Here is a 24,698-nt window from a genome sequence, read left to right on the forward strand (position 1 = left end):
TTGTCAGTCGAGGGCGACGTCGACGGGCTGGTCTGCCGCCGTTGCCGCTGTGATCGCGATGCCGAAGCCGGAGACGCCCGCGCCGGCGGCCGCGACCTTCCCGGCTGCGGCGGTGATGATGCGGGACCCCGCCGGGATGGCAGCCGATGCGACGAGCGTCTGAACGCCGCCTCGGAGCACCAGGACGTCGTCGCCGTCCTTCGCGTCGGTCGCTGCGGCGCCGATGACCTTCGCGCTCGCGGCTCCGGCGTGCGCAACCTCACGCGAGCCGGTGACTTCGAGTACTCGACCGGCGGTGACGTCGGCGCTGGCGGAGAACGTGATGTTCGCGCCCGGGCTGAACTTGTGGATGTGGCTCATCAGGCGCCTGCTTCCTCGCCCCACGCCGAGGCGTAGAGCGCTTCGTCGGTGGTCTTGTCGCCCGCCGAGTGGCCGAGCTCAGCGACCGGGATGGTGTTCTTCGGGAGGGAGTTGAGGAGCGTGGTGATGCCCTGCTCGTCCTTCTCGATGCTCGCGAGCCAGCCGTCGCGTGCGGCCGGCGCGATGCGGCCCTCCTTGACGGCTTCGTTCACGATGCCTTCGTGCTTGGAGCGGATCTGCTCCTTGCGGGCCTCGCGGCCCTCGGCAGCTGCGCTCTGCAGCTCCGCGAACGCCGTGGCGTCCACGACGATGGCGCCCTCGGGCACCGCTCGGCTGTCGTTGCTTGCCTGCTCGTCGAGTGCCTCGTCCACGGCAGCGAGGAGCTGCGTGTCGTCGGCGGCGGCATCGGTTACGCCGAGCCGCTCGCGGAGGCCAGCCTTGAGGTCGTCGTATGCCACGACGTTCTCCTTTCGGTTGGGGTCACCCGGCTCGGACGAGCTCGGGAGTTCAGGTGCCTCGAGGCGAGGGGCTGGTGCGTGCTGCCTGCCGGCATACGCGAAGCCGAGCTTCGAGAGGTCGAAAGCGGCCTGAGCCGCGGGGGCGTCTGCCCATTCGTCGGCGAGGCCCGCAGTGACGGCTTCCTCGGCCGTGTACCAGGTCTCGGCCTTCATGAGGTCGCGCCAGTGGGTGCGTTCCTGGCCCGCGCGAGCCGCGTAGGTGTCGGCGATCGAGTCGGAGAGCTTCGAGAGGAGGTCGGCGGTGCCGGCCATCGTCTGGGCGTCACCCTGCGCGAAGCCCCAGGCGTCGTGAATCATGAGCTGGGAGCCGCGGTTCATCGTGATGTGGTCGCCCGCCATCGCGATGACCGAAGCTGCCGATGCGGCGAGCCCGTCGACTGTGACCTCGATGCGTGCCTTGTGGCGGCGCAGCGAGTTCATGATCGTGATGCCGTCCCACGCCGCCCCGCCTGGTGAGTTCAGGTAGAGGTGGATGGTGTCGACGTCGAGCTCGTCGATCTGGCTCGCGAAGGTCTTGGCACCGACCCCGCCCCCGTACCAGCGCTCGCCGATCTCCTCGTAGATGTAGACGTCAGCGCTCGAAGGCGCGTCCTCGTCCTGCTCGGCCTTGGCCTGGATGCGGAACCAGCTCTGTGGCTTCCTCATGCGCCCTCCTCGGGCTGCTCGGGCGCCACGGCGGGCGCTGGTGTCTTGGGCTCTCGCCGGGTCTTGTGGTCCTTGACGGGCAGGCGGTGACGGAGCCGCATGAACGCCTCCAGGTCCTCGTCCGCTTCGATCGCGCCGGAGTCGAGCAGGATCTTCACGGCCGCAGCGGTCGCGGGCTGCTCCTCGCCGATCTGAGAGGGCACCAGTCGCGGTGCGCGTTCCTGCTCGCCCCAGTTGTGGTCCACGAGGTCTTCGATGACGTGCTGCTGCGTGACGTCAGCGATGTGGCTGGCGACCGCGTTGAGCGAGTCGGTGAAGAAGTTCGCAAACGTGGAGCCGAGCGCCCAGGAACCGGTCTCGGTGCCGAGGTTCAGGAAGTGCGCGAGAACCGCGCGAGCGATCTGCTCGTCGTGGTAGCGGATGGGCTTGTCGGTGTCCGGCAGTTCGCCGGTCACGCCCATCAGCTCGAGGTCCGCGCCGTGCGGGATGGAAGCGCCGGCGGCTTCACCAGCTCGGAAGTTGGTCGCGAGCTTCAGCCCAGCGGCCTTCTCCGATTCCTCCCACTGCCTGCGCTGCTCCAGCTCCGCCTTGTCCGGGGATGGGGCCGCCGTGTAGACGGGCACGCCGAGACCGTTGCGCTCGACCGTGAGGGCCTGAGCGCGCAGGGTGCGGTCCTTCAGGAGCCAGTTCTTGTACGGGGTGCGGAGGAGGCTGTTCCCGACCCAGTTCGCGCCCTCGCGCTCGTTGACGTACACGACGAGGCGGTCGATGGGGATGCGGATGGGCTTGACGCCGTTGCCGTACTGCTCGATCGCGGCGAGCCCGCCGTCCTTCTCGACGACGAACTTCGAGAGCGTGCGAGGTGGGCGCCAGGCGAGCTTCCTGAGTCGCAGGAGGCCACCCTCGGGGCGGTAGACCTGCTCGAAGACGGAGTGTCCGTAGACGAGCTCGAGGAGCGCGAGCCGCAGGTGGTCGTCCCAGGAGAACTTGTCGCGGGTGCGCAGCGGCGCGACCTCGGGACGGCCCTTGACGGGCAGCCCCAGGTCGGTCGCGATGAGGTCCACGACCTCGTCTCGCGCGCCGGCGGGATCGATCATCCACGAGGTGGAGCGGATCGGCATCCCGACTGCGCGGAGCACAGAGGCGACCTGCGCGTCCTCGCGGCGCATCTTGTCGAACACGTCGATCGAGAGCGGCCAGCGAAGTGCTGGGTTCGTCTCGTGCGCGTCGTGGCCGAGCTGCCCCCACGAGGCGAGGACGCTGCCGGTCTGGTAGCCGATCTCTGTCACGGACACCTCCTAGAACTGCACCTGCGCGAGGTTTTCCTCGGGCTCGGCGATGTCGGAGCGCTCGACCGTCTCGGCCTGGGGCGGCGGAGGCGGTATCTCCTCCGGCGGAGGCGGCGCGAACTCCTCGAGCGCGTACAGCGCGTCGGTGAGGCAAGCGATCGGTGCGACGTCGACGGGCGACTCGAAGAGGTCCCAGACGGGCATCTTCGAGATGAGGCGCGTCGTCGCGTTCCCGACGGTGAGGTTCAGCGTCGGGTCGTCGCGGTGGCGGATCAGGTCGTCGCGGAGGCGGTCGTGCACGCGGCCGGTGGCGTTCAGGAGCGCCGTCTGCCGGATCTCGTGCACGATGAACCCGGCGTCGGTCAGCGGCTTGATGAAGTCGGCCGCGGGGCAGCCGGACGCCTGCACGGCGACCTCGTTGATGCCTGTCTTGGTGCGGACCGCGATGAGGTAGTCCAGGACCCAGAGCATGCCCTCGCGCTGCATGAGCAGCTCGAAGTGCTTGCGGCCGTCCGTGCGCTCGCCGACGACGCCGATAGTCGTCATGCTGCGGTTGCCGGCAGTACTCACGCCGAGCACCTGGCGGGCGTCGTCAGGGACTGACGAGTCCGGATCGGACGCGTCGCCCCACTTCTCGGGGCTGAGGAACGGAGCCACGCGGGACATGACCCACTGGCAGAGCACCTCGGTGCGGTAGCCGGCTTCCTCCATCGACGGCGGCATGTCGGCAAGCGCCGACTGCACCGTCATGGCGCCGTACCCGATCGAGGGGTTCGCCTGCAGGATCCCGTCGAGGTCGTCCATCGGGCAGCCGTCGGGCGCCGACCACTCGAAGAGCCCGAGCGTGATGTCGTTGCCGTTCGCCCACTCTTCGGCTTCGAGGATGCCGGCTTCGACCATATCGGTCCACGACTGCTGCAGGGCGAGGGCGGCGTCGCGCTGGGCGCGGAGGACTACGGCGCTGGCGTCGCCCGCGTTCGAGATGCCCCAGAGCTGTCCCGACCAGAAGGCCTTGAGCGTCTGCGAGACAGCGTTCCACGCGTCCCAGGTGCCCTGCTCGCGTAGCTCGTCGAGGATGAGGCGCGCGGCGGGCTTGCCGCGGGCGTTCTTGGCGGCGCGGATCTCGTAGTGCGCGAGGTTCCGCGCGACGATCGCTTCCTTGCCGTTGGTGTCGGAGACACGAGCGGTAGCCGACTGTAGGTCGGCGATCGCCAGCTCGGCTTCTTCGACAGTCTCGGGCTGAGGGTCAACCCAGAGCTTCACGGCCTTCCACGGCTCGCGCGCGATGTCGAGGTTCTGGGCGACGCCCACGACCTTGAATTTGAGGGGTGGCACCTGGTCCGGGTGGCGCTTCGAGTCGACGTACAGCCACCAGGCGGCCAGCACGGATGCGAGCGTGGTCTTGCCCTGCTGGCGGGCGACGAGCACGATGACGCGCTTGAAGCGGTACTGCCCGTCCTCCAGCAGCTCGAGGGCGTGGATGAGGAGCCACTCTTGCCAGGGGTAGAGCTTGATGCCAAGGATGACCGCGGCGAATTCGATTACCGCGAAGCCCTTGGATGTCTCCGGGGTCAGCGGGCGCAGCGGTTTCGTCCACAGGCGGGGTTCCGTGCGGCCGTAGTGCTTCGCCACGGAACCCCCTGACTAGCCGCTGATGCCCTGCTTGGAGAGGTATTCGTCGAGCTTGCTCACGGTCGCGGTGCCCTCCTCGGGGACGGGTGCCGCGACGAGTTTCCGCGTGGCTGGGCTGACGCCGAGCTCACGCATGACCGACATGAGGTGCGGGCCGAGGTACAGCGCCTTGGTGAGCGCCGTCGCGTCCATCGACTGCTTCGCGGCGTCGATCTGAGATGCGATGCTGCGGCCGAGCGCGACGAGCCCCTTGTGCTGGTCGGTGACGTTGAGCGCGGTGAGTGTCGTCTCGAACGCGTCGAGCATCGGAGTCTCGTCCGCGCCAGCGACACCGGCGATGCGCATCCGCATCTCAGCGAGGCGCAGTACTCGATCGATGGCCGCGGGGTCGCCCTTCGTGGCCTTGACCCAGACGCCCTGCTGCAGGCGGTCCAGGCGGTCGAGCTCTAGGTCGCGGACGCTGACCGGGTCAACGCCGAGTCCCTGCCGCTCGAGCGCACGAGCGATGCTCTTCTCGGTCATGGCGATGGACGAGAACTTCAGCTCCTCGCGGATGCGGGCCACCGTCACGCCGGCACGGCGCAGCTCCAGCGCCTTCTTGTCGCGCTCTGCTGGCTTCACGCTGCCACCTCCGCGAACGAGTACTGCTGCCGGCCGCGGAGCGGGATCACGCCCGTGTGCTCCTCGAAGCGTCGAGCGGTGACGTCGGCGTAGACCGGGTCCAGCTCGACGACGAGCGAACGCATGCCGAGCCCGTGCGCGGCGATGAGCGTGGAGCCCGACCCGGAGAACGGATCGAACACCAGGCCACCGGGCGGGCAGGAGTTCTCGAGCATGGCCTGCACGAGCGGGACGGGCTTCATCGTCGGATGCTCACGCGATGCACGCGGGCGCGGCACCTGGAACACCGTCGACGACTTGTGACCGCCGTGCCAGTTCTCCCCGCCACGACCGAGACGACCCTCGCCGCCGGGCGCGAAACCGTACGCGATCGCCTCGTAGTCGGCGGGCATCTCGGCCTCGAAGATCGGTTCGTGCTGCCAGTGGTAGTCAGCGCGGCCCATGACGAGCGAGTCCTTCACCCAGATCAACGTCTGACGCAGGCGGATGCCAGCCTCACGCATCGCGGTCGCGAAGTCCTCGCGCACCACGTCGGAGTGAGCGACGTACATGGGAGCGCCAGGTCGACAGACGGCGAGCGCCGTGCGGACAGCGTCACGGAACACCGCGACAGCTTCGTCCGCGCCGTCGTTCTGGATCGTCATGCCGGTCCCGCCGACGTAGTTCACGCCGTAGGGAGGATCCGTCCACACGCAGTCGACGTGACCAAGCGCGGCCGAGCGCACGAGGTCCGTGTCGCCGCTGCTCCCAACCACCAGGCGGTGCTCGCCGAGCTGCCACACGTCACCAGGCCGCGAGACAGGCTCAGCCGGCCGGTCGGGTGCGTCGTCCGGGTCAGTGAGCGCGAGAGGCGGCTCCACATCGCGGAGGAGGCGAGCCAGGTCCACGTCCGAGTATCCGGTGCCCGTGAGGTCGTCGGCTTCCCGCAGGAGGTCGAGCAGCTTCTCGTCGTCGTACGAGCCGAGGTCCGCGATGCGGTTGTCGCCGGCAACGATCTGCGCGGCGGTCTCCCCGTCGACGTCGACGAGCACGACGCGCAGCGACGGCCACTCCAGCGACCGAGCCGCCATCAGCGTGTGATTGCCCGCGAGCACCTCATTCGGGCGCCCAGTGATCGACCCCACGTTGACGACGATCGGCTTGTACTGACCACGAGCACGGAGCGAGTCCGCGATCGCCTCCACATCACCGCGCCGGGGGTTCCCGACGAACGTGGCGAGGTCGGAAACGGACATCTCGACCATGCGCAGGTTGTCGATTCGCATCATGGCCTCCCGATTTCGTTCGTGCGCGTGATGGGGTACCCATTTCCGGGGAGGGAGGACCGATCGAAGGAAGGGGCAGGCCGCCCATTCGAACTTCTGAGATTTTTTCTCGACTCGTTTCGGCTCAACATGGGCTGAGGCTTGCGAGGTTCGCGTGTGCCGAGTCAGGACTATTTGAAGGTGCCCTGACATTCCCTGTCGTACTTGGTCTTGAAGGCATCGATGTACGCGTCGAGTTCGTCTGGGGTGTAGATCCCTGTGGCGGTGCGCCTGCCGTTGAAGCTGAGGCGTGCTCCGTCGGGTAGTTCCTCACAGTCGATGGTCACGTTCTTGGTGATGAGAGTGATGGTGACCTGCGAGTAGTCCCCCGAGGGAGTGATGGCAACCTCGGGTGTGGTGGTGAGCTCCACCCCGTCGACGGTGACGGTGCGTCCGATGGTGACGGTCCGGTGCGTGGTAGTCATGGGTTCCTCCTGGTGGGTCAGTCGGTGCGTGTGCGGATGAGGAAGCGCTTGCTCGGTGGGCGCGCGCTGAAGAGAGTGCCTGTGACGAGGTCTGACATCACCTGGTGGTTGACGGTGTCGCAGGTGATGATGACGACGTCGATGGCTTGCCCTCGTGCGAACTGCGCTTGGCCAGACTGGAAGCGGAGCCTTCCCCCGTTCGGCCAACTGATGAGCGACCCTTGCCGCGTGGCGTCTGGTCCTGCCTGACCGAACGCGTACCGGTGGGCTTGCTCTGCTGCTCGTGCTGTCTGGTCGAGCCAGAGGACGCGGTGTCCGTCCTTGGCCAGCGAGAGGGCTTCGGCTATCGGGTCCATGGGAGCTCCTCCGTGTCGGTGGGTGCCGCTACGCTTCTGCCATGTCCCCTGCGAAGCGCTCTCTCAAGGTCGCGTGGATCATCGTTGGCGCTGTCGCCGTCGTGATCGCCGCGCTCGTCGTGTTCGGTGTTGCATCGAACAGCTCCCCCACGCCCACTGAGGAGCCGGTGGCTGAGGCCACGCAGCCGGCAGAGACTCAGGCGCCCGTCGAGGCGGCGACCGCTGAGCCCGAATCTCCGAGCGTCGCGATTCAGGTGGACCAAGCGCTCAAGACGAACTTCGTTGTGGACTCGTACCAGGACACGTGCGGCCAAGAAGGTCTGACGTGGCCGTGCTTCATCGGTGAGGTCACGGATGCCGGCGACGGCAAGGTGCTCGTGTGGTTCGCGCAGAACCCGGAGGATCCGGCGACCACGGCGAAGAACATCCTCACGCTGTCGTGCCAGGCGGTCCCCGACCTGCAGGGCGTCATCGTCGCCGACCTGAACCAGGCTCCGCTCGCTGAGGTCACTCGCGCTGAGGGTGCGGGTATCTGCTAGGTCCACTGCCGCGAAGGCGGGGCTAGCCCGACCCTGGGCGAGTTGTTGCTGCGCTCGCGGTTGCATCCAGCGTGCGAGGGTTCCCAGTTCGTTGGGTCTTCCTCGAACTCCGGGTAGAGCGACACGGGCTTGATGTGGTCGCGCTGGAAGCGGTCGTCGTTCTTGAAGTCGTCCCAGGGGGCGTCGTAGTCGATCGGCATGCCGCAGATCCAGCAGTGCGCGCCCTTCGTTCCGTCCTCGTTGATGAACGCAGCGCACTCGGCGCGGAAGTCGGCCTTGTTCTTCTTCCCCTGGCGGGTGCTGGTGTGGTTCTTCCCCATGGCACCCCCTCGCGGGTCAGGCCCGCCGACGTCCCCACATCGGCGGGCCCACTTCCCTCGATGCTCGATTCGACACGACGCTGAGCTTGCATCCCGCGGCCAACCGACTCATGGACGTGCACGGACCGGATAGACGAAAGCCCCGAGCGAGAGTCGCTTCGGGGCTTCGTGAAAATGTGTCGATCTTGAGTAAACAGGGTGACACGGGTCCCGTGTCAACTCGATCCGGAAATTTCTTTCTGACGACGGCGGATCCGGTACTGCGTGGCCGGGTCCCGGAGAGTCATGTCCCTCCACCAGGAGAGCAGCTCCTCGAGTTCGACCTCCATGCGGCGGCCGTCCATGCGGATCTTCATGCCCTGGCGTCGCCACCGCCGGATAGAACGAACCGACCTACCTACACGCCGCGCTGCTGCACGGGTCGTGAGGTAAGTGGGGTCAGAACTCATAGGGCTAATTATCCCCGGTGAAGCGCGAAAGCTTGGGTATCTCGCACCTCCAAACGCGCGTTACTGGCTGATCGTGCCAGGATGAACTGTGCCTGATATCGACCCCTCCCCTTCGGCCAAGAGCGCGCTCGACAAATTGCTCTCGTATCTCACCAAAGCGGCCCTTGTCTCTGCCGGAATACTCATCATCGCCGTGGGCCTCACGATTTGGCTTGGGCCTTGGTGGCGACGTATTCCGAGTGCCCCGACCGCGGATGAGTGGAGCGCGCTCTGGGGCATGATCAGCGCCGTCGGCGCAATCGGCGCTGTGGTGGCCGCTGTGGCCGCATTCCTGGTGGCTCGGGACCAGCTGGCTACCGCGGCTCAGCAGCTCAGGGATGCGGCAGAGCAAGCGAAGAACGCGTCGTTGCAGGCGGAGAAGGAGAGCTTCGACCGCAACCGCCCCTATGTTGTCGCCTCTGTGGTCCCGAGTCTCGCGGGCATGGGGGTTTATGACCTTGTGCTTACCAACCTCGGTGGTTCCTATGCTCGATCCATCACGATCGGCCTAGACGAAGGTGTGATCGCGACCACGCACGAAAACGACCACATCTCGCAGAGCTTCGAAAGACTCTCGCGGTTCCCTTTCGACCTAGCACCTCGAGACTCGCGTCGCATGTTCTGGTCGGTGGACCCAGATGAGAATGCTGACCCCCCGCTCGGACAGGGTGCCCCACCCTCTGGAAGAATTCTCCTGAAGTATGAGTGGGAACGCGATGGTCCTTTCGGACCGGAGTTCGAGGAACTCTTCGCATACGACACTGGTGGCCTCCGCGATCTCTCTCCAGTCCCAGATCAGGGGCCAGTCAGACGATCAACCGATCCCCTGGCGTCTGGGATGCTGAACATCGAGCACGCGCTACGAGCGATTGCTCGACACATGGGTGAGTTCCGACGCTGAGTGGACTCGGCAGGAAGGGCTCGGGATCCTCGTCCCGAGCCCTCCTCGTTTCTATTTGAGAGGAATCCGGGTTGCGTCCGGATCGGAGTTGCGGTCGATCGCACCGTACTTCGCCTCCGCGATCTTCTGCACGGTCTGTGCGACGGACGCGACGACGAAGATCAGGAGGATCGCTGCGATGAGCGAGAAAGCTACCCATTCCCAGGTCATTGGTTCACCCCCTTTGCTGCCATCAGGGCGGCGCGCACGGGGCCACGCAGCCGATCCTTCGTGCCGGCCATGAGCACGGAATGGTCACCGCGGTTCAGCACGGCGCGGATGAAGGCGTTCAGTGCGGCGTCGAGCTCTTCCTCCGAGGGGAGTCTCCGTCCGGTCGCCTCACTCATCGAGTCCACCCTCCGGTGCGCGGCCCGTGCTCCTGGCGATGCCGATGCGCTCGACGGTGAGGCAGACCGTGCGGACAACGCTCCGCAAAAGGAGTGCGGCCAAAATCGAGAAGATCAGCCATTCGAAGTTCATTGCCCTACCCCTTCACGCAGAGCACGGTGCGGAGGTGCTGCACGACCTGCACGAGATCCTTCTGCGCTTCCACCACCTGGGCGATGTCCTTATACGCGGCCGGGATCTCGTCAATGATCGCCGCGTCCTTCCGCGACTCGACGCCGGCCGTCTGCTCGATGAGGTCGGCCACGGTGAACGCCTTCTTCGCCTTGTTGCGCGACATGCGGCGCCCTGCCCCGTGGGAGGCGGACTGGAAGGATGCGTCGTTGCCGAGCCCCTTCACCACGTAGGAGCCAGTGCCCATCGATCCGGGGATGAGCGCGAGGTCACCGGAGCCTGCCCGGATCGCGCCCTTCCTGGTCACGAGCATCCGCTTCCCGTCGATCGTCTCCTCCGCCACGTAGTTGTGATGGCAGTTGATCTGGCTATCGAAGGCGATGGGCTTCGTCCAGTGCTGCTCGACGGCGAGCATGACGAGGTGCATCATGGCCGCGCGCGAGCGGCGGGCGAAGTCCTGCGCCCAGTCGAGGTCGTGCCGGTAGGCCTCCATCTCTGGGGTGCCGCGGAGGAACACAGCCAGGTCCTTGTCGGGCAGGTCCTGGTTCTGGGGCAGCTCCTTCGCGATGGAGATGTGCTGCTCGGCGAGCACCTTTCCGATGTTGCGGGACCCGGAGTGGAGGGTGATCCACACCCGACTGTCCGCGTCGACGCAGAGCTCAATGAAGTGGTTTCCGCCTCCGAGCGTGCCGAGCTGGCGGTGAGCGCGATCTTCGAGTCCGGAGACGTCGCCGTGGAGCCATCCGAACTCGGCCCAGAACTCGGCAGCTCCTGCTCCATGGAAGAGCCCTGCCAGGGGTTCGTCGTGGGAGCTGAAGCCGACTGGGACAGCCTGCTCGATCGCGGAGCGCAGCTGAGGGAGTCGCTCGAGGTCGGACTCGGTGAGCGAAGTGCGCACGGCGGCGACTCCGCATCCGATGTCCACGCCGACCGCGGAGGGTGAGACGGCCTGTTCCATGGCGATGACGGAGCCGACCGTAGCCCCCTTGCCGAGGTGCACGTCGGGCATGACGCGCACGCCGTGCACCCAGGGCAGTGCGGCGATGTTGCGGAGCTGCCGGACGGCCTGAGGTTCGATGTCGGCCTCGTTCGCCCAGAGGAGGGTGTTCGTGGTGTCGCTGAGCGCGGCGGGGAAGGTGGTCATGATCCGGTCCTTTCGTTGGTGCGGCTAGGCCGCGAGGTTGTCGTGCGTGGTTTCGGTGAGGTCGAAGAGCGAGGGCATCTCGTGCTTGCGCTCTTCCGCCTCGCAGTACTTGACCGAGTCGGCCCAGTAGCCGGGGTTCAGTTCGGATCCGCGTCCGCGCCGGCCGAGCTTCATGGCGCGCACCGCGACGGTGCCGAGCCCCATGAACGGGTCATAGATCAGCTCCCCCGGGTTCGAGTACCGCTCGATGAGGCGATCGACGATGTCGAACTGGAGCGGGCAGAGGTGCATCTGCACGTTGCGGCGCACCTGCTCCCCGTTGAGGGTCCGCATCCGGGACACGTCGTGCCACACGTCGGGGTGCCAGGATCCGGGCGCGAGGGACATGAACGTCGCGGGCAGCGCGCCCTTCGTGTCGAGCGCCTCACCGACGCGGATGTGCGACTCGTAGTCGTAGACGCGCTTCATCGTCTCGGCCGTGAACAGCCTCGAGCGGTCCTCGACGGGCAGCGCCACCAGCTCGTCAGTGGTCAGAGGGCGGTCGCCGGAGGATCGCCAGAAGGCGTGCGCGTCGACCTGCCACCGAGCGCGCGTGTACTCGGCCTTGTCTTTCGACACCGGCACGTCGGCGTAGCCCTTCGAGCGGTCGCTCTGCGGCTTGTGGAACAGCAGGATGTACTCGGGCGAGCCGACGCCCATCTTCGTGCCGTCCTTCGCCATTTCGGACCAGCCGAGGCGGTAGGTCTGGTTGTTCTCCCGGACGACGTCGGTGACGACGGTGATCATGCCCATGTAGTCGAAGCCGTGCTTGATGCCGTGCAGGATGGCTTCGACGTGGAAGGGCGAGACGGTCGGGATGCCGGCGCCGGTGACGTTGCCGAAGTTGATGCGGTCTTTCACGTGGCAGGCGTAGATGCGTCCCGGCTTCAGGACCTTGAACAGCCCCGGGGTGAGGAAGTCCATTTGCTCCCAGAAGTGGGAGTTGTCGTCGGTGTGCCCGAAGTCGTTGTAGCTGGGCGTGTACTCGTAGTGGTTGGCGAACGGGATCGACGTGACGATCTGGTCGACGCTGTTCTCTTCCATGTGGTGGTTCACCTCCTGCACGGAGTCGTTGAGCGCGAGGGTCCACCCCTCGCCGGATGCTTCGACGCGTTCGACGCCCATGGAGCGGGCGAGTACTTCGGCGACGTCCGACCGGTTGAGGCCGTACTCGCGGATGATGTCGGTCATGTGAGTGGTCAGCCCTTCGTGAAGTCGCCACTTGCGCTGCAGCTCCTCGACGACGCCTCGCTCGGAGTCGGCGTGGATGAAGCGCACGTCGCACGGCCGTGTCTGCCCGAATCGCTGGATGCGGTGCACGGCCTGGATGGCGTCGTTGAACTTGTAGGAGACGCCCACGAAGAGCGCCTTGTTGCACTGCTGGAGGTTCAGGCCCTGCCCGAGCATCACGGGCTTCCCGACCAGCGCTGTCGTCTCGCGGTCGCGCCACTGGTCGAGGCGGCGGTCGATCTCGTCGTCGCTGAGGCCGGAGCCGTGCACGGACGAGTAGGTGATGCCCATGTCGGCGAGCGCCCGCTCGATGGCCGACTGCTCGTCGTTCAGGTCGCACCAGATGACGATCTGATCGAGGTCCTCGAACGCGGCGAGCTCGTCCTTCATGCGCTGGATGCGCAGCGGGATCGTCTCCCGCTTCTCGCGGGCCGCGTCCTTCAGCGACATGGCGGAGTCGCGGAACATGAGCGCCTGGCCGTCGCGGTCGGTCTGGTCGGAGAGCAGCTGCGTCTGCGTCTCCAGCCACTGCACCTTCAGCTCGGGCAGCTCGTAGCCGGTGGCGTCGAAGCCGAGGTCCGCCGGCGACTGGAGGAAGATCGCCCACGTGGACACCCAGAGGTGGAACTCGTGCACCTTGTGCGGGTACAGGGTGAGGTTGCCGGCCTTGGACGAGTCGCGCTGGAACCACCTGGTGAGGGCAGCTCCGGTGTCCATGACGCCCAGGAAGCCGGCGTAGTGGATCAGCTCCTTGTAGCGGTTGGGTGAGGGCGTGGCCGTCGCGACGAAGCGGTAGGCGACGTCGGCGAACAGCTGGAGGAACGACTGGAAGGTCTTCGATCCGAACGAGCGGAGCACGCCCGCCTCGTCGAGGCTGACCGCGTTGAACTCGGAGGGGTCGAGCTTCCCGTCGCGCACCGACTCGTAGTTCGTGACGTAGATGCCGGGCCCGGTGATCTCCTCCGTGCGGCGGATGAAGGTCGTCTCGATGCCGAGCATCTGTGCGTCGCGGCGGAACTCAGTGCGGACTCGGAGCGGGGCGACGATGAGCGCGCGGCCGCCGACCCGCTCGAGGACGAGGCGGAGTACTTCGAGCTGCATGACGGACTTGCCGAGCCCAAAGGCCGCGAAGATCGCGCGCCGTCCGCCCTTCACCGCCCAGCGGACGATCGCGGCCTGGTGCGGCTTCAGGATGGGGTTGACGGCAGCTTCGTCGACGTCGAATCCGAAGTACTTCTCGAACGAGACCTTCTCGCGAAGGAACGCATCGTAGGTGGTGGTCATCACTCGGCTCCTTCCGGTGGTCGGGTCTTGGGTCTGGGTTCGGTGTGGCACTGGCAGGCGCCGCCCTTCCCGCATGGGGCGAAGGGGCCGCGCCAGCAGCAGTTGCGGTGGCAGGATCCGCGGGGCAGTTCCTTGGGGATGGTCGGGCGCTCGGCGGCGCGCAGCGGGCGGATCACGCCGACCTCTTGGAGGCTTCGTCGGCGAGCTCGTGGAAGAGATCGATGACGAGCTCCGGCTTGTAGGCCGGCGCCGGCATGTGGCAGGTCTTGCACCGCACCTCGGCGTTCCCGAAGTCGGTCCAGGTGACTTCCACGGTGTGAGTGCCGCAGACGATGCACGCGCCGCGCGCTCGCTTCGGCCTCGCCTCGTTCAGGCCGGCGAACTTCCGGCCCTCGCGGACGGGCTCCACGATGTCGTCGTGCGCCTCCCCCGCGAGCGTCGTGTACGCGATCGACTCGAGGTGCGTGAGCATCCAGGAGGTCAGCTCGCGCAGATCGTCGCGCGTCTCGACCGCGTCCTTCCCGGCCCGGGTCGCCTTGCCGAGCGCGGCGTCGGGGCCCTTGATGCCGAGCATCCGCACCGCGTCCCCGCAGGTGGAGACGATCGCGGCCTCGATGTTCGACGCCAGCTCGGCGTGCTTCTCCGAGAACACGTCCCGGTCCTGGCGGCTGCCGGAGACTCGGATCGCGTCGAATTTCACCGCGCCCAGTCCAGGGACGATGCCGGCGACGAGCACGCCGACGACTCCCGGCGCCCACACGAGGTGATCGCGAAGGCGGAGGAAGCACCACGAGCAGAGACGCCCGTAGCTCGCCTCCGACGGCTGCTCCTCGCCGTCGTCGTCGATCCACACGCAGCCGCGGATGCACGGGTCGGCTGCCGCATGCTGCGCCCACTCGTCGCGGAGCTCGTGGAGCGTGGATTCAAGATCGCTCATCGGTTCCAACCTCCTTCGTCTGGGATTTGCCATTGGAGCCCCGTGGCGGCCTTCACTAGGCGGTGCGGCCAGAGCCGCTCTTCGCGATCGCCGCGCCAGCGCACGAGCTGCGCCTGCTTGCCGTCCGTCTTCGGGACCGGCGCCAGGCCCATCCCGAACTCCGGCCAACCGAGCAGCGCGGAGGATCCTCGAGGTGCGAGGTTCCGCTCGCCGCGACCGTTGTCCGACTTCCCCGCGTGCGCCTCGATCAGCAGCGCCAGCCCCCGGTCGCGGAGCGTGTCGAGCGCTGCGAGCACGGGCGCCGCGTCGTCGTCGTTCGTGATCGCGCCCTGCGTCAGCCGGTACAGCGGGCCGATCATCACGAGGTCCGGGTTGTGCTCGTCGCAGTACTTGTGCAGCAGCGCGAGGTCCTTCGGCTTCGTGATGTCCATGCGCCGCATCGGCTTCGCCCGGAAGTGCTCCCGCACGCTCGGCGCGACCTCCGCGACGCCCAGCCGCTCGATGAGCGTGCGCAGGTTCCGTGACCACTGACGCTCGGTGTTCTCCGCGTCGATCACCAGCACCCGGCGGGGCTGCATCGACTGGAAGTCCCGAAACGGATGGATGCCCGCGGCAGCCGTGAACACCAGCTGTCGGAGCAGCGCGGACTTCCCGAACCCCTCCTGTCCGGTGAGCATGAGCCGGTCCTTCCGCTCGATCAGCCCCTCGATCAGCCAGTCGTGCGTAATCGGTACCGCGAGGAGGTCGTCGAGCGTCATGAGCCGGCCCTCGTCCGCTGCCTGGCGAGCCTGCAGCGTCGACAGACCCTGGAGGCCCATCCGGATCGCATCCCCCGGCGACGGTGCGGCGTCCAGCAACGACCGAGCGAGGAGCTCCACTCCGCGAGTCATGGACGCCGTGGCGACCTGCTCCGCGTAGTAGCCGACATTCGCGGCGGTCGGAACCTCCGAAATCCAGGCGTGCAGCTCGTGCGGTTCGACCCCTCGCACACCCCATTCGCGGAGCTTCATGCTGACGGTGATGACGTCGACGCCTTCACCCCGAGCGCGCATCCCGCGGATGCCGTCGAAGATCGCCGCCAGCCTCCCGTCGTGGAAGTCGTCCGGCTCGACGTGCTTCATCGCCTCGGCGACCATGTTCCCGTCGAGGAGGAGCGCGCCGATGACCGTCTGCTCGAGAGTGATCATCGGAGCCAGTCCGAATCGTCATAGCCACGCTGGGGGCCGGGGTCGACGCGGGGTGGCAGCGGGTCGTCTTCCCAACGCCCCGAGTTCAGCCACGATGCAGGATGCGGGATGAACTGCGGGTCGGGCAAGTTCGGGTCCTGAGCGAAGCGACGAGCACCATCGAGGACGACGTCGTAGCCGTTCGCCTTCGTGACCTTCTCGAATGCCTGGAACGCTTTGGCCTTGGCGACGTGCCTCGGGTAGACGTCCCAGAACTCCTTGAACTTCAAGTCGAGAACGGACGTAGATACGTAATTACGTCTATAAGAGGAGTGACTGTCGTCGGTTTCACCGAATAGTGCTGCGTCTTTCGGTGAATGCGCTTCTTTCGGTGAAAGTTCTTCACCCTTTCTTTTCGCCCACGGGACGAGGATCGTGAAGCCGTTCGGTCGGCCCTTCGCCCCTGGGTCGTGGTCAATGAGGCCGGCAGACTTCAGCCGCTTCACGACGCTGAGCACCGTGCGATCGCTGATGCGGGTCTTCCTTGCCAGCGCCGCATACGTGAGGTCCTTCTCGGCCTCCACGAAGCGGCAGCGCCCCGAGTCGTCGGCGACGTCCGCGAGCGCCAGGAGCAGAACGAGGTCGTTGCCAGCGAGCTGGTGCTCGCAGTCGTGCCACACCCAGCTGGACACCTTGACACTCACGAGAGGTCCCCCGCTCCAGCGAGCACCACGAGGCTGCCCTTGAACTCGACCAGGCCCAGGAAGTCGAGGCGACCGATCGACGCCTTCGCTTCCTCTTCCGTCGCGCCCGTGAGTCGCTGCACGCCGCGCAGGTCCGTCGCCGGCATGCGGCCCGTCTCGTCGCACCGCGCGATCGCGAGCATGGTCAGCTTGTCTTCGGGCTGGCAGTCCTGTTGCCACACCCAGGCGGTGATCTGTTCGTTCATGCCGCCGACCTCCATTCGTCGTACTGAGCCCCGTAGATCTCCCGCATCGACGCGAGAGCTGTGTCTTCGGACACCCACATGCGGGACTCGAAGATGAGCACGCACCAGATCCGTTCCGGCGCGTAGTAGACCGGCACCTCGTCGGCGCGGTCGAGCTGGTGGAGCCACCGGGGCACCTTCCAGCCGTTCAGGAGGGCGACCGTCTGCAGGTCACCCTCGAAGCGGGCATTACATGGGCTGCACGCGGTCAGCCCTTCCATCGGTGTGGGCGGGAGCTTCGAGCCGCCCATGCCCACGGCGGTGCGGTGCTGGAACGACAGGAAGTCCTCCCGACCGCACCGCACGCAGCGGTTCACGTCCCGCTGGTAGACGGCGGCGCGCACCTTCGCCGTGGGCGCGGCCATCAGATGACCTCGCTCGGCGGCGTCGCGGCGTACCGCTTCTCCAGGTCGACGAGCACGAGCCGGCCTTCGAGCTCCTGGATGTACGCGTCTTGCTCGGCGCACTCCTGCTCGAGGCGGACGGCGTAGCGGCGGGCCGTGTCGCGCTGACCTCGGAGCTGCTTGTTCGCGTTCACAAGGTTCGCGATGCGGCGCGTGCGGGCGCTCACGATGCCGCCTCTACGAACAGGTGATAGCCCCAGCCGTAGTACCCGTTGTCGGTGCCCTCGGATGAGAACAGTTCCTGAGCGCCCGTCAGTCCCTCGACGTACACGAAGAGCTTGATCACCGCGCTATCCCCGTAGTCGTCGGTCTTGTGCTCGTCGACGGTGGCGTTCAGGATCGTCGCTCCGATCAGACGTGAGATGCCCTCGGACGGCTCGACTGAGAAGCACCCGTTGGAGCATGCGCATCCGCCGTCGGCCTCCTGTGCCACGAACTTCGTCCCGTCATCCAGGGTCAGAATGAGAGTCGAGTAGCCACCGGAGGGCCGGTGCTCGTCCGACCACTGCAGGTCCCCGTGGTGCTCGTGATCGATGGCAGCGATCGTGCGCCCCGTGATCGCGGCGGAGATTGCCTTCTCGTCGTCGTAGCCGACGCTGCGGCGAGTCTGCTCGCCCATCAGAACGGCATCTCAGGAGCCGGCAGTTGCTCGACCCGGATGAACGGGTCGACCTCTACTGCATGAGCGAGATCGTCGAAGCGCAGGACGACGGACGCGATCCCGGCGTCGCGCTCCTTGTGGTTGACCTCGTTGACCCGGCCCTCGATTTTCAAGAGCCCGTTGACGTGCACGCGCACGATCCTCCCGATGTGCTCGCCGCTCAGTTGCTGAGCCTTGCTAATTTCGTTTGCCATCTCAGTGGCCTCTCCCGGGGCCGGTGGCCCCGTACATCTGCGTTACTGATTTCGCGACCGTCTGCCACGCAGACAGCTGCGTCTCGAGCGCCTTCATCTGCCGCTCGGCGTGACGGAAAGACACCTCGGCGATCTCGGCATCCGCGCGGAGCTGAGCTGTCTCCAGCTCCGCGCGGTACCGCTTCTCGGTCTGAGGTCCAGCCGCCTTCAGATACGCGGTGGCGAAAGCCCGATCCAGGTCGCGATTGGCCTTCTTCGCTTCCTGCTGCCGAGCCGAGACGATGCCCACTCCCTTGTCGATCTCGGACGAGAGTCGGATCACCTCGTTCTCGACATCGACCGGGTTCACGCCACCGCGCATCAGTTGAAGCCCTCGGGCATCTGCGCCCACTCGGCGAGTTCTTCCTTCGTCGGTTTGCCGGGATCGCCCGTGAAGGGTTCCTCCCCCTCGTCCGGTGCGAGGAGCGCCATCGGAGCGTCATCCTGCGGCGGTTCCGTGCCCTCCTCAGGAGCCGGTTCGGGCTCGGTGGCATCCTGGGATGGGGCGGGCTTCTCCACCTCGGGAGACGGCTGGGGAGCTTCCTGCTCTGCCTGCTCCTTCAGCACCTGCGCGGGCTTCTTCCGAGCGATCGTCGTGCGCTTCGGCTTAGGCTTCTCCGCCTCGATCGCGGAGTCCGGGACAACCGTCCCGTCCTCGAGCTCCTCGGCCGCGTAGAGGCCCATGAGCATGTCGGACGCGATCAGACGTACGAGCTCCGAAGTAGCGCGAGCGAGGAGCATCGCCTTCGGCTGCTTCTTCCAGTTGTCCTTGTTCGTCAGCCCCAGCCCACGCGCTCGGTCCATGTCCCAGACCGACTCCTGCACGCGGTCGTCGCCCTTGCGCTTCCCGAGCACGATCGCGCGCTCCGAGTTGGACTCGCCGACCCAGATCTCGTGACCGGCGGCCTGCGCCAGACCTCGAAGCGTGTTCGCTCGGAACGCGGGCGTGCCCTGGATGATGTCGATCGACCGGAGCGCGGCCATCGGGTCCTTGATCCCTACGCCTCGAGCCGCCATGATCGCGGCCGTCGCGTTGCCTGGGTCGTTCTGGTACTGGTTGGGCACGAACGGCGTCTTCACGAGGGAGCACGCGAAGTTGTAGACGACGGCCATGTTGCGTCCGAACTCGAGCAGGTCGTCGGACCCGTATTCCACGCGTTCGATGTACTCGACCTCGGCGGGCGCCACAGACTCCTGCGTCGCGACCTCGGCGGTGGTGGTGTCGGTCATCGGCCGATCCCTTCTGTGAATGTGGTGCGGGGCGTCTCGATACCGAGTGCCTTGTTGGCGTTGAGCTTCGCGTCGACGGAGTTCCAGAGCGCGCGGCCGGCGGTGACGTCGACGTGACGGATGCGGCGTCGAAGTGAGGCGAGCTGGACGCCCTGGGCAACGGCCGCGATGGCGAGGACGAGCACGACGACGGCGAGCGGGCTCATGCCGCTGCCCCCGGGCGCAGCTGCTCGCCCTTCCACTCCGCAGCGACTTCCTTGTCGGAGATCGACCGCGCGATGCCGGCGGCGTAGGAGAACGTCGCCCACGTGGCCGACGAGAACTCCATCGGGTACACCGAGTAGTCGTCCGACCGGACCCAGATCGCCCACAGATCCGTGATGCCGAGCTCAGCCATCGAGTGCTCGAGGTTGTCCGCACCGAGGTAGTGGGTGGCGTTCGCGTAGGCCGTGAGCTGCAGCGCCGTCTCCGCGAAGATCCCCGACCGGTTCGTCTTCCAGTCGGCGAGGATCACTTTGCCGGCATGCTCAGGAAGCTTCGACCGCAGCAGCAGGTCGAACGTGCCGCCGTAGAGCGCCTTGTCGTTGTAGCAGGGGGTCTCCGTCAGGATGATCTCGACGTCGAAGTCGTCAAGGAACTTCACCGCCGACTCGACGTGCCCCCGGATCTCATCTGGGACTTCCACCTCCTCCCCGTTAGCCAGCTTCTCCGCGAGGTTGTGAACCTCCGTGCCGCGCTTCGCCGCCCAGTCGCGCTGTCGGTTCTTGGCACCCTTGAGCTCTGCAAGTCTCTTGGCGACGGGCATCTCGGAGAGCTCGTCCCAGCGGTCGACGGCTTCCTCAGCGGTGACGCGGGACGCCCATTCGACAAGGGCAGGCTTCGGAATCCCGTTGCCGAGGATCGTGGTAACCCCGTCGAGCTTGATGCCCTTCGGGTTACCACCGGATTCGAGGTAGTAGGCGCGGCCGACCTTGCGGAACGGCCCGGTGGGCTTCGGCTTCTTCGTCGCCATGGCTATGCCGCCTCTGGACCGTCGGGGCCGTCCGAGAATCCGGGCGACATGCTTGGGAACTCCGACACCCTCGCTTCGGACAGCGGAGTCTCGAGGTCGAGCTCCGGCTCCACGACCTCGATGGGCAGCTGCTCGTCGCCGGTGCGCTCCGCAGTGAGGCGGTCGAGCATCTGGTGCAGCTGCGCAGCATCCTCCCCAGTCGCGACCTCAAGGCGCTTCACCTTGGCGATGGCCTTCACCTCGCCGGTGTCGTCCTTCACGGTGCGAGCGTCGCGGGTGATCATGACCACCGCGTAGAGCGGCTCGCTGGGCCCGGCCGGTTCGAGGAACACGTCCTCGTAGTCGGCGAGGCCGTTGGTGTCGTTTCCCGGCAGTCGGCCGGAGAACTGGAACTTGTTGCTCATGGGGTTTCTCCTTCTTCGATACGGGACACGCGGATGCGCGCCCCGGGGGTCTCGTGGGGCAGCGCGTAGCGCTTGACCTGGGTGGACGCGACGACTTGGGCGTCGTCGACGTAGATGCGTGAGATCGTGAGTGCGTCGAGCACGGCGCGGAGGAGCTTGTCGAGGTCGGGCTGCACGCTCGGGTGCGGCCTCTTGACGCTCACGCCCCGGTTCATGCGGAACACGACGTCGACCTGTAAGGGTTCGTGCTTGATGAACGTGCCGGCGAAGTCGCTGGCTGCGGCCTGCACTTCCTCGCGCCAGGCACGGAGCGGCTTCTTGTTGACGTCCACGACGCTGGCGCCGACCGAGCCGTCTGCGCGCTTGAAGCCGAAGGCCTGCTTGCTGCCCTGCTGGACGGGAGCACCGTCGACGTTGAACTCGATCACAGCGCGACCCAGTCGAAGTGCGCGGGGTTCACGCGACCGGCTGCCATGCGTGTAGCTGTGCGCAGCACCTGCCGGTGGGCCACCGCACCGAACGGAGCCGACCACGAGGGTGCGAGATCCGTGACGTGCGTCGCGAAGACGTGCCACTGACCACGGACAGACCGCACGGAGAACCGCCAGACAGGTAGAGCGGACGGGTACGGAGCCTTGGTCACGGGCGTTTTCGGGTACGACAATTGATGCCCCCTTCCAGAGGGGTGAGATGGGGAACGGCTCAGAGAGGCCGGGTGATGAACAGGTCGCGCATCGGGGCGACCTTCTTGCAGGACCTGCAGCGAGACGTGCGCGAGTCCGAGATGAATGGCGCGAGATGACCGGCGCACGCAGGGCGCCAAGCGAAGGGGCAGTCGAGGTTGCTGCAATGCACGAGCAGTGTGGCGCGCTGCCAGCACTTCTTACTGCTACAGAGGACGATGATCGTGAAGTCGAGGGCTTCGAGCACCTCTGCCGCGTCAGCCATGGCCGGCTTCGATCGCTTCGTCCGCGACCTGCTGGTCACGATGTCGGTCCGTCTCTTCGTCGATGTAGCCGAACGGGTCCGTGTCGCGGTCGTACGGGTCGACCTCAAGTTCCTCTAGGTCGTCGAGCGCGTCCGCGGCCTCGATGCAGATCCGGCATGCTCGGTAGAGCGCGTAGGCGACGGCGAACAGGCAGCCCATGAGAGCCCAGGACTGGAGCGGCGTCATGACCGTTCCCCGAAGCGATCCGTGCTCGTGCGCTTCGTGGACGAGAGCCACTCGAGGTAGTCGGTCCAGTCGTAGACGACGGCTCGGGCGTTGGCCTTCATGTACGGCGGGCCGTCGCCGCGCTTGCGCTGTTCCTTGAGGGCGGCGACCGTGAGGCCGGGGACTCGCTCGCAGAGTTCAACGGGCGAGAGGAGGATCGGGGACGATGTGGGGGTGATGCTTGTGACTGGTGCGAGCTTCGGTGCTCCCATGTCAGTGGCCTTCCTGTGAGGACTCGCCGAGCTGGGCGAGGATGTCGGTGGCGGTGAGCGCGAGCTTCACGGCTTCGGCCGGGTCGCGGGTACTGAGTGCTTCTGCGGTGTGGAGCAGGAGCGCGACGATGGTTTGCCAGCGGAGGATCGGGAGCGTGATGCTCGCCGTCTCGTCGGTGGTTGTCTGTACAGTTGTCATTCGATGGACCTCCAGCTAGGTCTGTCATCGGGTCCCAGTGGTAGCCGCCGCTGGGGCCCTTCTTTGTCAGCTCAGGCCGCGACTTCGGCGGTCTGCGCGAGTTCGATCGCCGGCTGAGCGGGAGCCGTCTCCCAGTCGAGCTGTGCGGAGCGGAGCAGGTCAGCGACGGTGATGCCGAGGTAGTTCGCGATGCGCTCGATCTCGTCCGTGTTGAACGGCTTCTCGTAGCGGAGTCGCTCGTAGATCGCGTTGCTGCTGAGCTCGAGAGCTTCGGTGAGGTTGACGCCCGACTTGTCACGTCGGGCAAGTTCCGCCTTCACTGCCCGGATGATCCGAGTGGAAGTGGGGGTAAGTCCGTTTGCCATGCCAAGAATGTACCTAGTTGGGTACAGATACACAACTCAACTAGGTACAAACTTGTGAAAGTACCCGGATTGGGTACTATGTACATGTGATCAAGAGAGCAGTCGGAGAAGCCTCCGAGTTCAGCCGCCGAGTCGTCCGCATCATCGAGGACGCCGTGGGCAAGTCGGGAGTGTCCATCTCGCAGTTCCTTGCGGAGGCGGGCATGTCGCGGAACTACTACTACACGCGACTCCGTGGCGAGAAGCCCTTCAACACCAACGACATCGAAGCGATCGCCGACGCTCTCGGCCTCGATGCGATGGAGATCCTGATGGGCGCCGCACAGCCAACCGGCGCGCGCGTCACGGAGATCCGACCCAAGGTCACCGACGAACCCAACTGGGACGAGCTCGACAAGGGCCGCAAGGTCGCGAAGAAGAAGTCCTCAGCCGAAGAGCTTGACCCCGACCAGGACTAGCTATGTCGGTGGTCGACGAGAGCATGGCGGCATGTTCCTCTTCGACCTCGCAGAATGCCTCGGGATACCCGTGCACTGGCGACGCCAGATGGACGACGTCGGTGCTTGGTATCCAGACCACGGATGCATCGCCCTCCACGAAGGGCAGACCTGGGCAGAGATCAGATGCGTCCTCGGTCACGAGCTCGGACACGCAGTGCTGGGACACGAAGACGACTCCCCCAAGAACGAAGCGGCAGCCGACCGCTGGGCAGCCAACGCCCTCCTCAGCGCCGACGCCGTCGCCGAGTGTGCCCGCCACTACCCGCACAACCCCGAGAAGTGGTGCCACGAGCTCGACGTGACGCCCGACATCCTTCGCGCATGGTTGCGCGACCCCGACAACTACGCCGCAGCAGAGGATCTACTCGACCTCGTGACGTGACAGCAGGAGACCATGGCAACGATCGGCAAGTACGAGACAGCGTCCGGCACTCGCTTCCGAGTCCGGTACCGCACCCCTGAGGGCAAGCAAACCGACCGCCGCGGCTTCAAGACGAAGAAGCAGGCAAACGACTTCGCCGCGACTGTCGAGGTGTCAAAGCTCCGAGGCGAGTACGTCGCGCCGAGCGCCGGGCGCAAGACGGTCGGGCAGCTGGCCGTCACATGGTTGGACCAGAAGAAGGCCCTGAAGCCGTCGTCGGAGCGCAGCCTCGAATCGTCTTGGCGCATCCACGTCAAGCCGAAGTGGGAGAACGAGCCCGTGGGCAAGATCACTCACGCGCGAGTGCAGGCGTGGATCAACGCCGACTTCAAGGGCAAGTCGCCCACCGTCGTGATCCGCGCGTACGGTGTGCTCGCCGGCATCCTCGACCTCGCCGTCCGCGAGAGGCTCGTCGTTGCGAACCTCGCTCGAGGAGTCGTCGTGCCGCGCAAGGTGAAGGGCATGCACGACTACCTCACCGTCGAGCAGCTGAAGGCCCTCGTCGACGAGAGTGGCCAGCACGGGGACTTCGTCCTGTTCCTCGGGACCACTGGCCTGCGATGGGGTGAGGCCGTCGGGCTGCTGGGCAAGCACATCGATCGGAAGCGGAAGCGAGCGACGATCGAGCGCGCCTACGCACAGATGGGTTCCCGCTACGAGCTCGGCACTCCGAAGTCGCACGAGATGCGGTCGGTGCCGATCCCGGAGCGTGTGCTGAAGCGGATGCCGCTGGTCATGCCTGGCGCGCACGTGTGGGCGCTCAAGGGCGTGGACGCACCGATCCCGCGGCCGTCGCCGGAGTCGGGGTGGTTCGCTCAAGCGGTCGCGAGATGCATGAAGGCGGACTCCACGTTCCCGCGGGTCAGCCCGCACGATCTGCGGCACACGGCCGTGAGCCTGGCTGTCTCGGCCGGAGCCAACGTGAAGGCTATCCAGCGCATGGTTGGGCACGCCTCCGCGGCGATGACGCTCGACGTCTACGCCGACCTCTTCGACGATGATCTGGACGCCGTGGGTGATGCGTTGAATGCAGTTGTGGGCAGAATGTGGGCAGACGCCGCTTCCTGAGCGCTCCCAGAAACAGAAAAAGGCCCCGACTC

General features: G+C 66.4%; 37 protein-coding genes. 5 read left to right on the forward strand and 32 right to left on the reverse strand.

Annotated features, from left to right (window positions below; all coding sequences use genetic code 11):
- Positions 1–3 precede the first annotated feature (3 nt).
- The 8 genes from C5B97_RS11820 to C5B97_RS11855 all read right to left on the reverse strand — a co-directional run bounded on the left by C5B97_RS11820 (position 4) and on the right by C5B97_RS11855 (position 7,150).
- Entirely contained in the window at positions 4–360 is a 357-nt protein-coding gene (locus tag C5B97_RS11820) for a capsid cement protein (protein ID WP_104312216.1), read from the reverse strand.
- Entirely contained in the window at positions 360–1,523 is a 1,164-nt protein-coding gene (locus C5B97_RS11825) for a head maturation protease, ClpP-related (RefSeq protein ID WP_104312217.1), read from the reverse strand. The genes C5B97_RS11820 and C5B97_RS11825 overlap by 1 nt, the downstream gene beginning before the upstream one ends.
- A complete protein-coding gene (locus tag C5B97_RS11830; RefSeq protein WP_181026990.1) occupies positions 1,520–2,812 on the reverse strand; it encodes a hypothetical protein in 1,293 nt (430 codons plus the stop codon). The genes C5B97_RS11825 and C5B97_RS11830 overlap by 4 nt, the downstream gene beginning before the upstream one ends.
- Positions 2,813–2,821: 9 nt before the next feature.
- Entirely contained in the window at positions 2,822–4,444 is a 1,623-nt protein-coding gene (locus C5B97_RS11835) for a terminase (RefSeq protein ID WP_104312218.1), read from the reverse strand.
- Between the two features lie 12 nt (positions 4,445–4,456).
- On the reverse strand, positions 4,457–5,065 hold the full coding sequence (locus tag C5B97_RS11840) for a hypothetical protein (RefSeq protein ID WP_104312219.1): 609 nt from the start codon (positions 5,063–5,065) through the stop codon (positions 4,457–4,459).
- Entirely contained in the window at positions 5,062–6,333 is a 1,272-nt protein-coding gene (locus C5B97_RS11845) for a DNA modification methylase (RefSeq protein ID WP_219819798.1), read from the reverse strand. The genes C5B97_RS11840 and C5B97_RS11845 overlap by 4 nt, the downstream gene beginning before the upstream one ends.
- 167 nt (positions 6,334–6,500) lie before the next feature.
- A complete protein-coding gene (locus C5B97_RS11850) occupies positions 6,501–6,794 on the reverse strand; it encodes a hypothetical protein (protein WP_104312220.1) in 294 nt (97 codons plus the stop codon).
- Between the two features lie 17 nt (positions 6,795–6,811).
- Complete coding sequence (locus C5B97_RS11855) at positions 6,812–7,150, reverse strand: hypothetical protein (RefSeq protein ID WP_104312221.1); 339 nt, start codon at positions 7,148–7,150, stop codon at positions 6,812–6,814.
- Positions 7,151–7,191: 41 nt separating this feature from the next.
- Between C5B97_RS11855 and C5B97_RS11860 the strand changes: the two genes are divergently transcribed.
- On the forward strand, positions 7,192–7,689 hold the full coding sequence (locus tag C5B97_RS11860) for a hypothetical protein (RefSeq protein WP_104312222.1): 498 nt from the start codon (positions 7,192–7,194) through the stop codon (positions 7,687–7,689).
- On the opposite strand, the gene C5B97_RS11865 is transcribed toward C5B97_RS11860, so the two are convergent.
- Positions 7,686–8,009 carry an HNH endonuclease gene (locus C5B97_RS11865; RefSeq protein ID WP_104312223.1) on the reverse strand — a complete coding sequence of 108 codons (324 nt, stop codon included), beginning with the start codon at positions 8,007–8,009 and terminating at the stop codon, positions 7,686–7,688. The genes C5B97_RS11860 and C5B97_RS11865 overlap by 4 nt on opposite strands.
- Before the next feature lie 537 nt (positions 8,010–8,546).
- Between C5B97_RS11865 and C5B97_RS11870 the strand changes: the two genes are divergently transcribed.
- Complete coding sequence (locus C5B97_RS11870; protein ID WP_104312224.1) at positions 8,547–9,398, forward strand: hypothetical protein; 852 nt, start codon at positions 8,547–8,549, stop codon at positions 9,396–9,398.
- Positions 9,399–9,449: 51 nt separating this feature from the next.
- Here C5B97_RS11870 and C5B97_RS17965 read toward each other — a convergent pair whose 3' ends face one another.
- The 23 genes from C5B97_RS17965 to C5B97_RS11980 all read right to left on the reverse strand — a co-directional run bounded on the left by C5B97_RS17965 (position 9,450) and on the right by C5B97_RS11980 (position 22,677).
- Complete coding sequence (locus tag C5B97_RS17965; protein ID WP_181026991.1) at positions 9,450–9,608, reverse strand: hypothetical protein; 159 nt, start codon at positions 9,606–9,608, stop codon at positions 9,450–9,452.
- Complete coding sequence (locus C5B97_RS11875; RefSeq protein WP_104312225.1) at positions 9,605–9,784, reverse strand: hypothetical protein; 180 nt, start codon at positions 9,782–9,784, stop codon at positions 9,605–9,607. Before C5B97_RS11875 ends, C5B97_RS17965 begins: the two co-directional genes overlap by 4 nt.
- On the reverse strand, positions 9,777–9,917 hold the full coding sequence (locus C5B97_RS17970; RefSeq protein WP_181026992.1) for a hypothetical protein: 141 nt from the start codon (positions 9,915–9,917) through the stop codon (positions 9,777–9,779). The genes C5B97_RS11875 and C5B97_RS17970 overlap by 8 nt, the downstream gene beginning before the upstream one ends.
- A 4-nt stretch (positions 9,918–9,921) precedes the next feature.
- On the reverse strand, positions 9,922–11,100 hold the full coding sequence (locus C5B97_RS11880; RefSeq protein ID WP_104312226.1) for an RtcB family protein: 1,179 nt from the start codon (positions 11,098–11,100) through the stop codon (positions 9,922–9,924).
- Positions 11,101–11,124: 24 nt separating this feature from the next.
- On the reverse strand, positions 11,125–13,653 hold the full coding sequence (locus C5B97_RS11885; RefSeq protein WP_104312227.1) for a DNA methyltransferase: 2,529 nt from the start codon (positions 13,651–13,653) through the stop codon (positions 11,125–11,127).
- A gap of 172 nt (positions 13,654–13,825) precedes the next feature.
- Entirely contained in the window at positions 13,826–14,590 is a 765-nt protein-coding gene (locus C5B97_RS11890; protein ID WP_104312228.1) for a hypothetical protein, read from the reverse strand.
- A complete protein-coding gene (locus C5B97_RS11895; RefSeq protein WP_104312229.1) occupies positions 14,587–15,777 on the reverse strand; it encodes an AAA family ATPase in 1,191 nt (396 codons plus the stop codon). The genes C5B97_RS11890 and C5B97_RS11895 overlap by 4 nt, the downstream gene beginning before the upstream one ends.
- On the reverse strand, positions 15,774–16,460 hold the full coding sequence (locus C5B97_RS11900) for a winged helix-turn-helix domain-containing protein (RefSeq protein ID WP_104312230.1): 687 nt from the start codon (positions 16,458–16,460) through the stop codon (positions 15,774–15,776). The genes C5B97_RS11895 and C5B97_RS11900 overlap by 4 nt, the downstream gene beginning before the upstream one ends.
- A complete protein-coding gene (locus tag C5B97_RS11905) occupies positions 16,457–16,705 on the reverse strand; it encodes a hypothetical protein (protein WP_146080805.1) in 249 nt (82 codons plus the stop codon). Before C5B97_RS11905 ends, C5B97_RS11900 begins: the two co-directional genes overlap by 4 nt.
- Positions 16,702–17,109, reverse strand: coding sequence for an HNH endonuclease (locus C5B97_RS11910; RefSeq protein ID WP_104312232.1), 408 nt, complete (start codon positions 17,107–17,109; stop codon positions 16,702–16,704). Before C5B97_RS11910 ends, C5B97_RS11905 begins: the two co-directional genes overlap by 4 nt.
- Positions 17,109–17,315, reverse strand: coding sequence for a hypothetical protein (locus C5B97_RS11915; protein WP_104312233.1), 207 nt, complete (start codon positions 17,313–17,315; stop codon positions 17,109–17,111). Before C5B97_RS11915 ends, C5B97_RS11910 begins: the two co-directional genes overlap by 1 nt.
- A complete protein-coding gene (locus C5B97_RS11920) occupies positions 17,312–17,767 on the reverse strand; it encodes a hypothetical protein (protein WP_104312234.1) in 456 nt (151 codons plus the stop codon). Before C5B97_RS11920 ends, C5B97_RS11915 begins: the two co-directional genes overlap by 4 nt.
- Complete coding sequence (locus tag C5B97_RS11925) at positions 17,767–18,003, reverse strand: hypothetical protein (RefSeq protein ID WP_104312235.1); 237 nt, start codon at positions 18,001–18,003, stop codon at positions 17,767–17,769. The genes C5B97_RS11920 and C5B97_RS11925 overlap by 1 nt, the downstream gene beginning before the upstream one ends.
- A gap of 1 nt (position 18,004) precedes the next feature.
- Entirely contained in the window at positions 18,005–18,364 is a 360-nt protein-coding gene (locus C5B97_RS11930) for a hypothetical protein (RefSeq protein WP_104312236.1), read from the reverse strand.
- Positions 18,364–19,272, reverse strand: a complete 909-nt coding sequence (locus tag C5B97_RS11935; protein WP_104312237.1) for a hypothetical protein — start codon at positions 19,270–19,272, stop codon at positions 18,364–18,366. Before C5B97_RS11935 ends, C5B97_RS11930 begins: the two co-directional genes overlap by 1 nt.
- On the reverse strand, positions 19,269–19,478 hold the full coding sequence (locus C5B97_RS11940; protein WP_104312238.1) for a hypothetical protein: 210 nt from the start codon (positions 19,476–19,478) through the stop codon (positions 19,269–19,271). The genes C5B97_RS11935 and C5B97_RS11940 overlap by 4 nt, the downstream gene beginning before the upstream one ends.
- The gene (locus tag C5B97_RS11945) at positions 19,475–20,284 is read right to left on the reverse strand and encodes a hypothetical protein (RefSeq protein WP_104312239.1); all 810 of its coding nucleotides are present in this window, start codon (positions 20,282–20,284) and stop codon (positions 19,475–19,477) included. Before C5B97_RS11945 ends, C5B97_RS11940 begins: the two co-directional genes overlap by 4 nt.
- 2 nt (positions 20,285–20,286) lie before the next feature.
- Positions 20,287–20,688: a hypothetical protein gene (locus C5B97_RS11950; protein ID WP_104312240.1), complete on the reverse strand. Its 402-nt coding sequence runs from the start codon at positions 20,686–20,688 to the stop codon at positions 20,287–20,289.
- The gene (locus C5B97_RS11955; RefSeq protein WP_219819799.1) at positions 20,685–21,116 is read right to left on the reverse strand and encodes a RusA family crossover junction endodeoxyribonuclease; all 432 of its coding nucleotides are present in this window, start codon (positions 21,114–21,116) and stop codon (positions 20,685–20,687) included. Before C5B97_RS11955 ends, C5B97_RS11950 begins: the two co-directional genes overlap by 4 nt.
- Positions 21,117–21,628: 512 nt before the next feature.
- Entirely contained in the window at positions 21,629–21,862 is a 234-nt protein-coding gene (locus tag C5B97_RS11965; RefSeq protein WP_104312243.1) for a hypothetical protein, read from the reverse strand.
- Positions 21,859–22,113: an AlpA family transcriptional regulator gene (locus C5B97_RS11970; protein ID WP_104312244.1), complete on the reverse strand. Its 255-nt coding sequence runs from the start codon at positions 22,111–22,113 to the stop codon at positions 21,859–21,861. The genes C5B97_RS11965 and C5B97_RS11970 overlap by 4 nt, the downstream gene beginning before the upstream one ends.
- A gap of 1 nt (position 22,114) precedes the next feature.
- Positions 22,115–22,312: a hypothetical protein gene (locus tag C5B97_RS11975; RefSeq protein WP_104312245.1), complete on the reverse strand. Its 198-nt coding sequence runs from the start codon at positions 22,310–22,312 to the stop codon at positions 22,115–22,117.
- Positions 22,313–22,383: 71 nt separating this feature from the next.
- Positions 22,384–22,677 (reverse strand): helix-turn-helix transcriptional regulator, encoded by a 294-nt coding sequence (locus tag C5B97_RS11980; RefSeq protein WP_146080806.1) that lies wholly within the window; start codon positions 22,675–22,677, stop codon positions 22,384–22,386.
- Positions 22,678–22,763: 86 nt separating this feature from the next.
- Here C5B97_RS11980 and C5B97_RS11985 point away from each other — a divergent pair, with 86 nt between their 5' ends.
- Genes C5B97_RS11985 through C5B97_RS11995 form a run of 3 tightly spaced genes read left to right on the forward strand, consistent with a single transcriptional unit; the run spans position 22,764 to position 24,666 of the window.
- Positions 22,764–23,135 carry a helix-turn-helix domain-containing protein gene (locus tag C5B97_RS11985; RefSeq protein WP_104312246.1) on the forward strand — a complete coding sequence of 124 codons (372 nt, stop codon included), beginning with the start codon at positions 22,764–22,766 and terminating at the stop codon, positions 23,133–23,135.
- Between the two features lie 31 nt (positions 23,136–23,166).
- Complete coding sequence (locus C5B97_RS11990; RefSeq protein WP_104312247.1) at positions 23,167–23,559, forward strand: ImmA/IrrE family metallo-endopeptidase; 393 nt, start codon at positions 23,167–23,169, stop codon at positions 23,557–23,559.
- Positions 23,560–23,571: 12 nt separating this feature from the next.
- On the forward strand, positions 23,572–24,666 hold the full coding sequence (locus C5B97_RS11995) for a site-specific integrase (RefSeq protein WP_104312248.1): 1,095 nt from the start codon (positions 23,572–23,574) through the stop codon (positions 24,664–24,666).
- Positions 24,667–24,698: the final 32 nt, after the last annotated feature.

This window comes from Pseudoclavibacter sp. RFBB5, assembly GCF_002931555.1.
GTDB lineage: Bacteria > Actinomycetota > Actinomycetes > Actinomycetales > Microbacteriaceae > Pseudoclavibacter.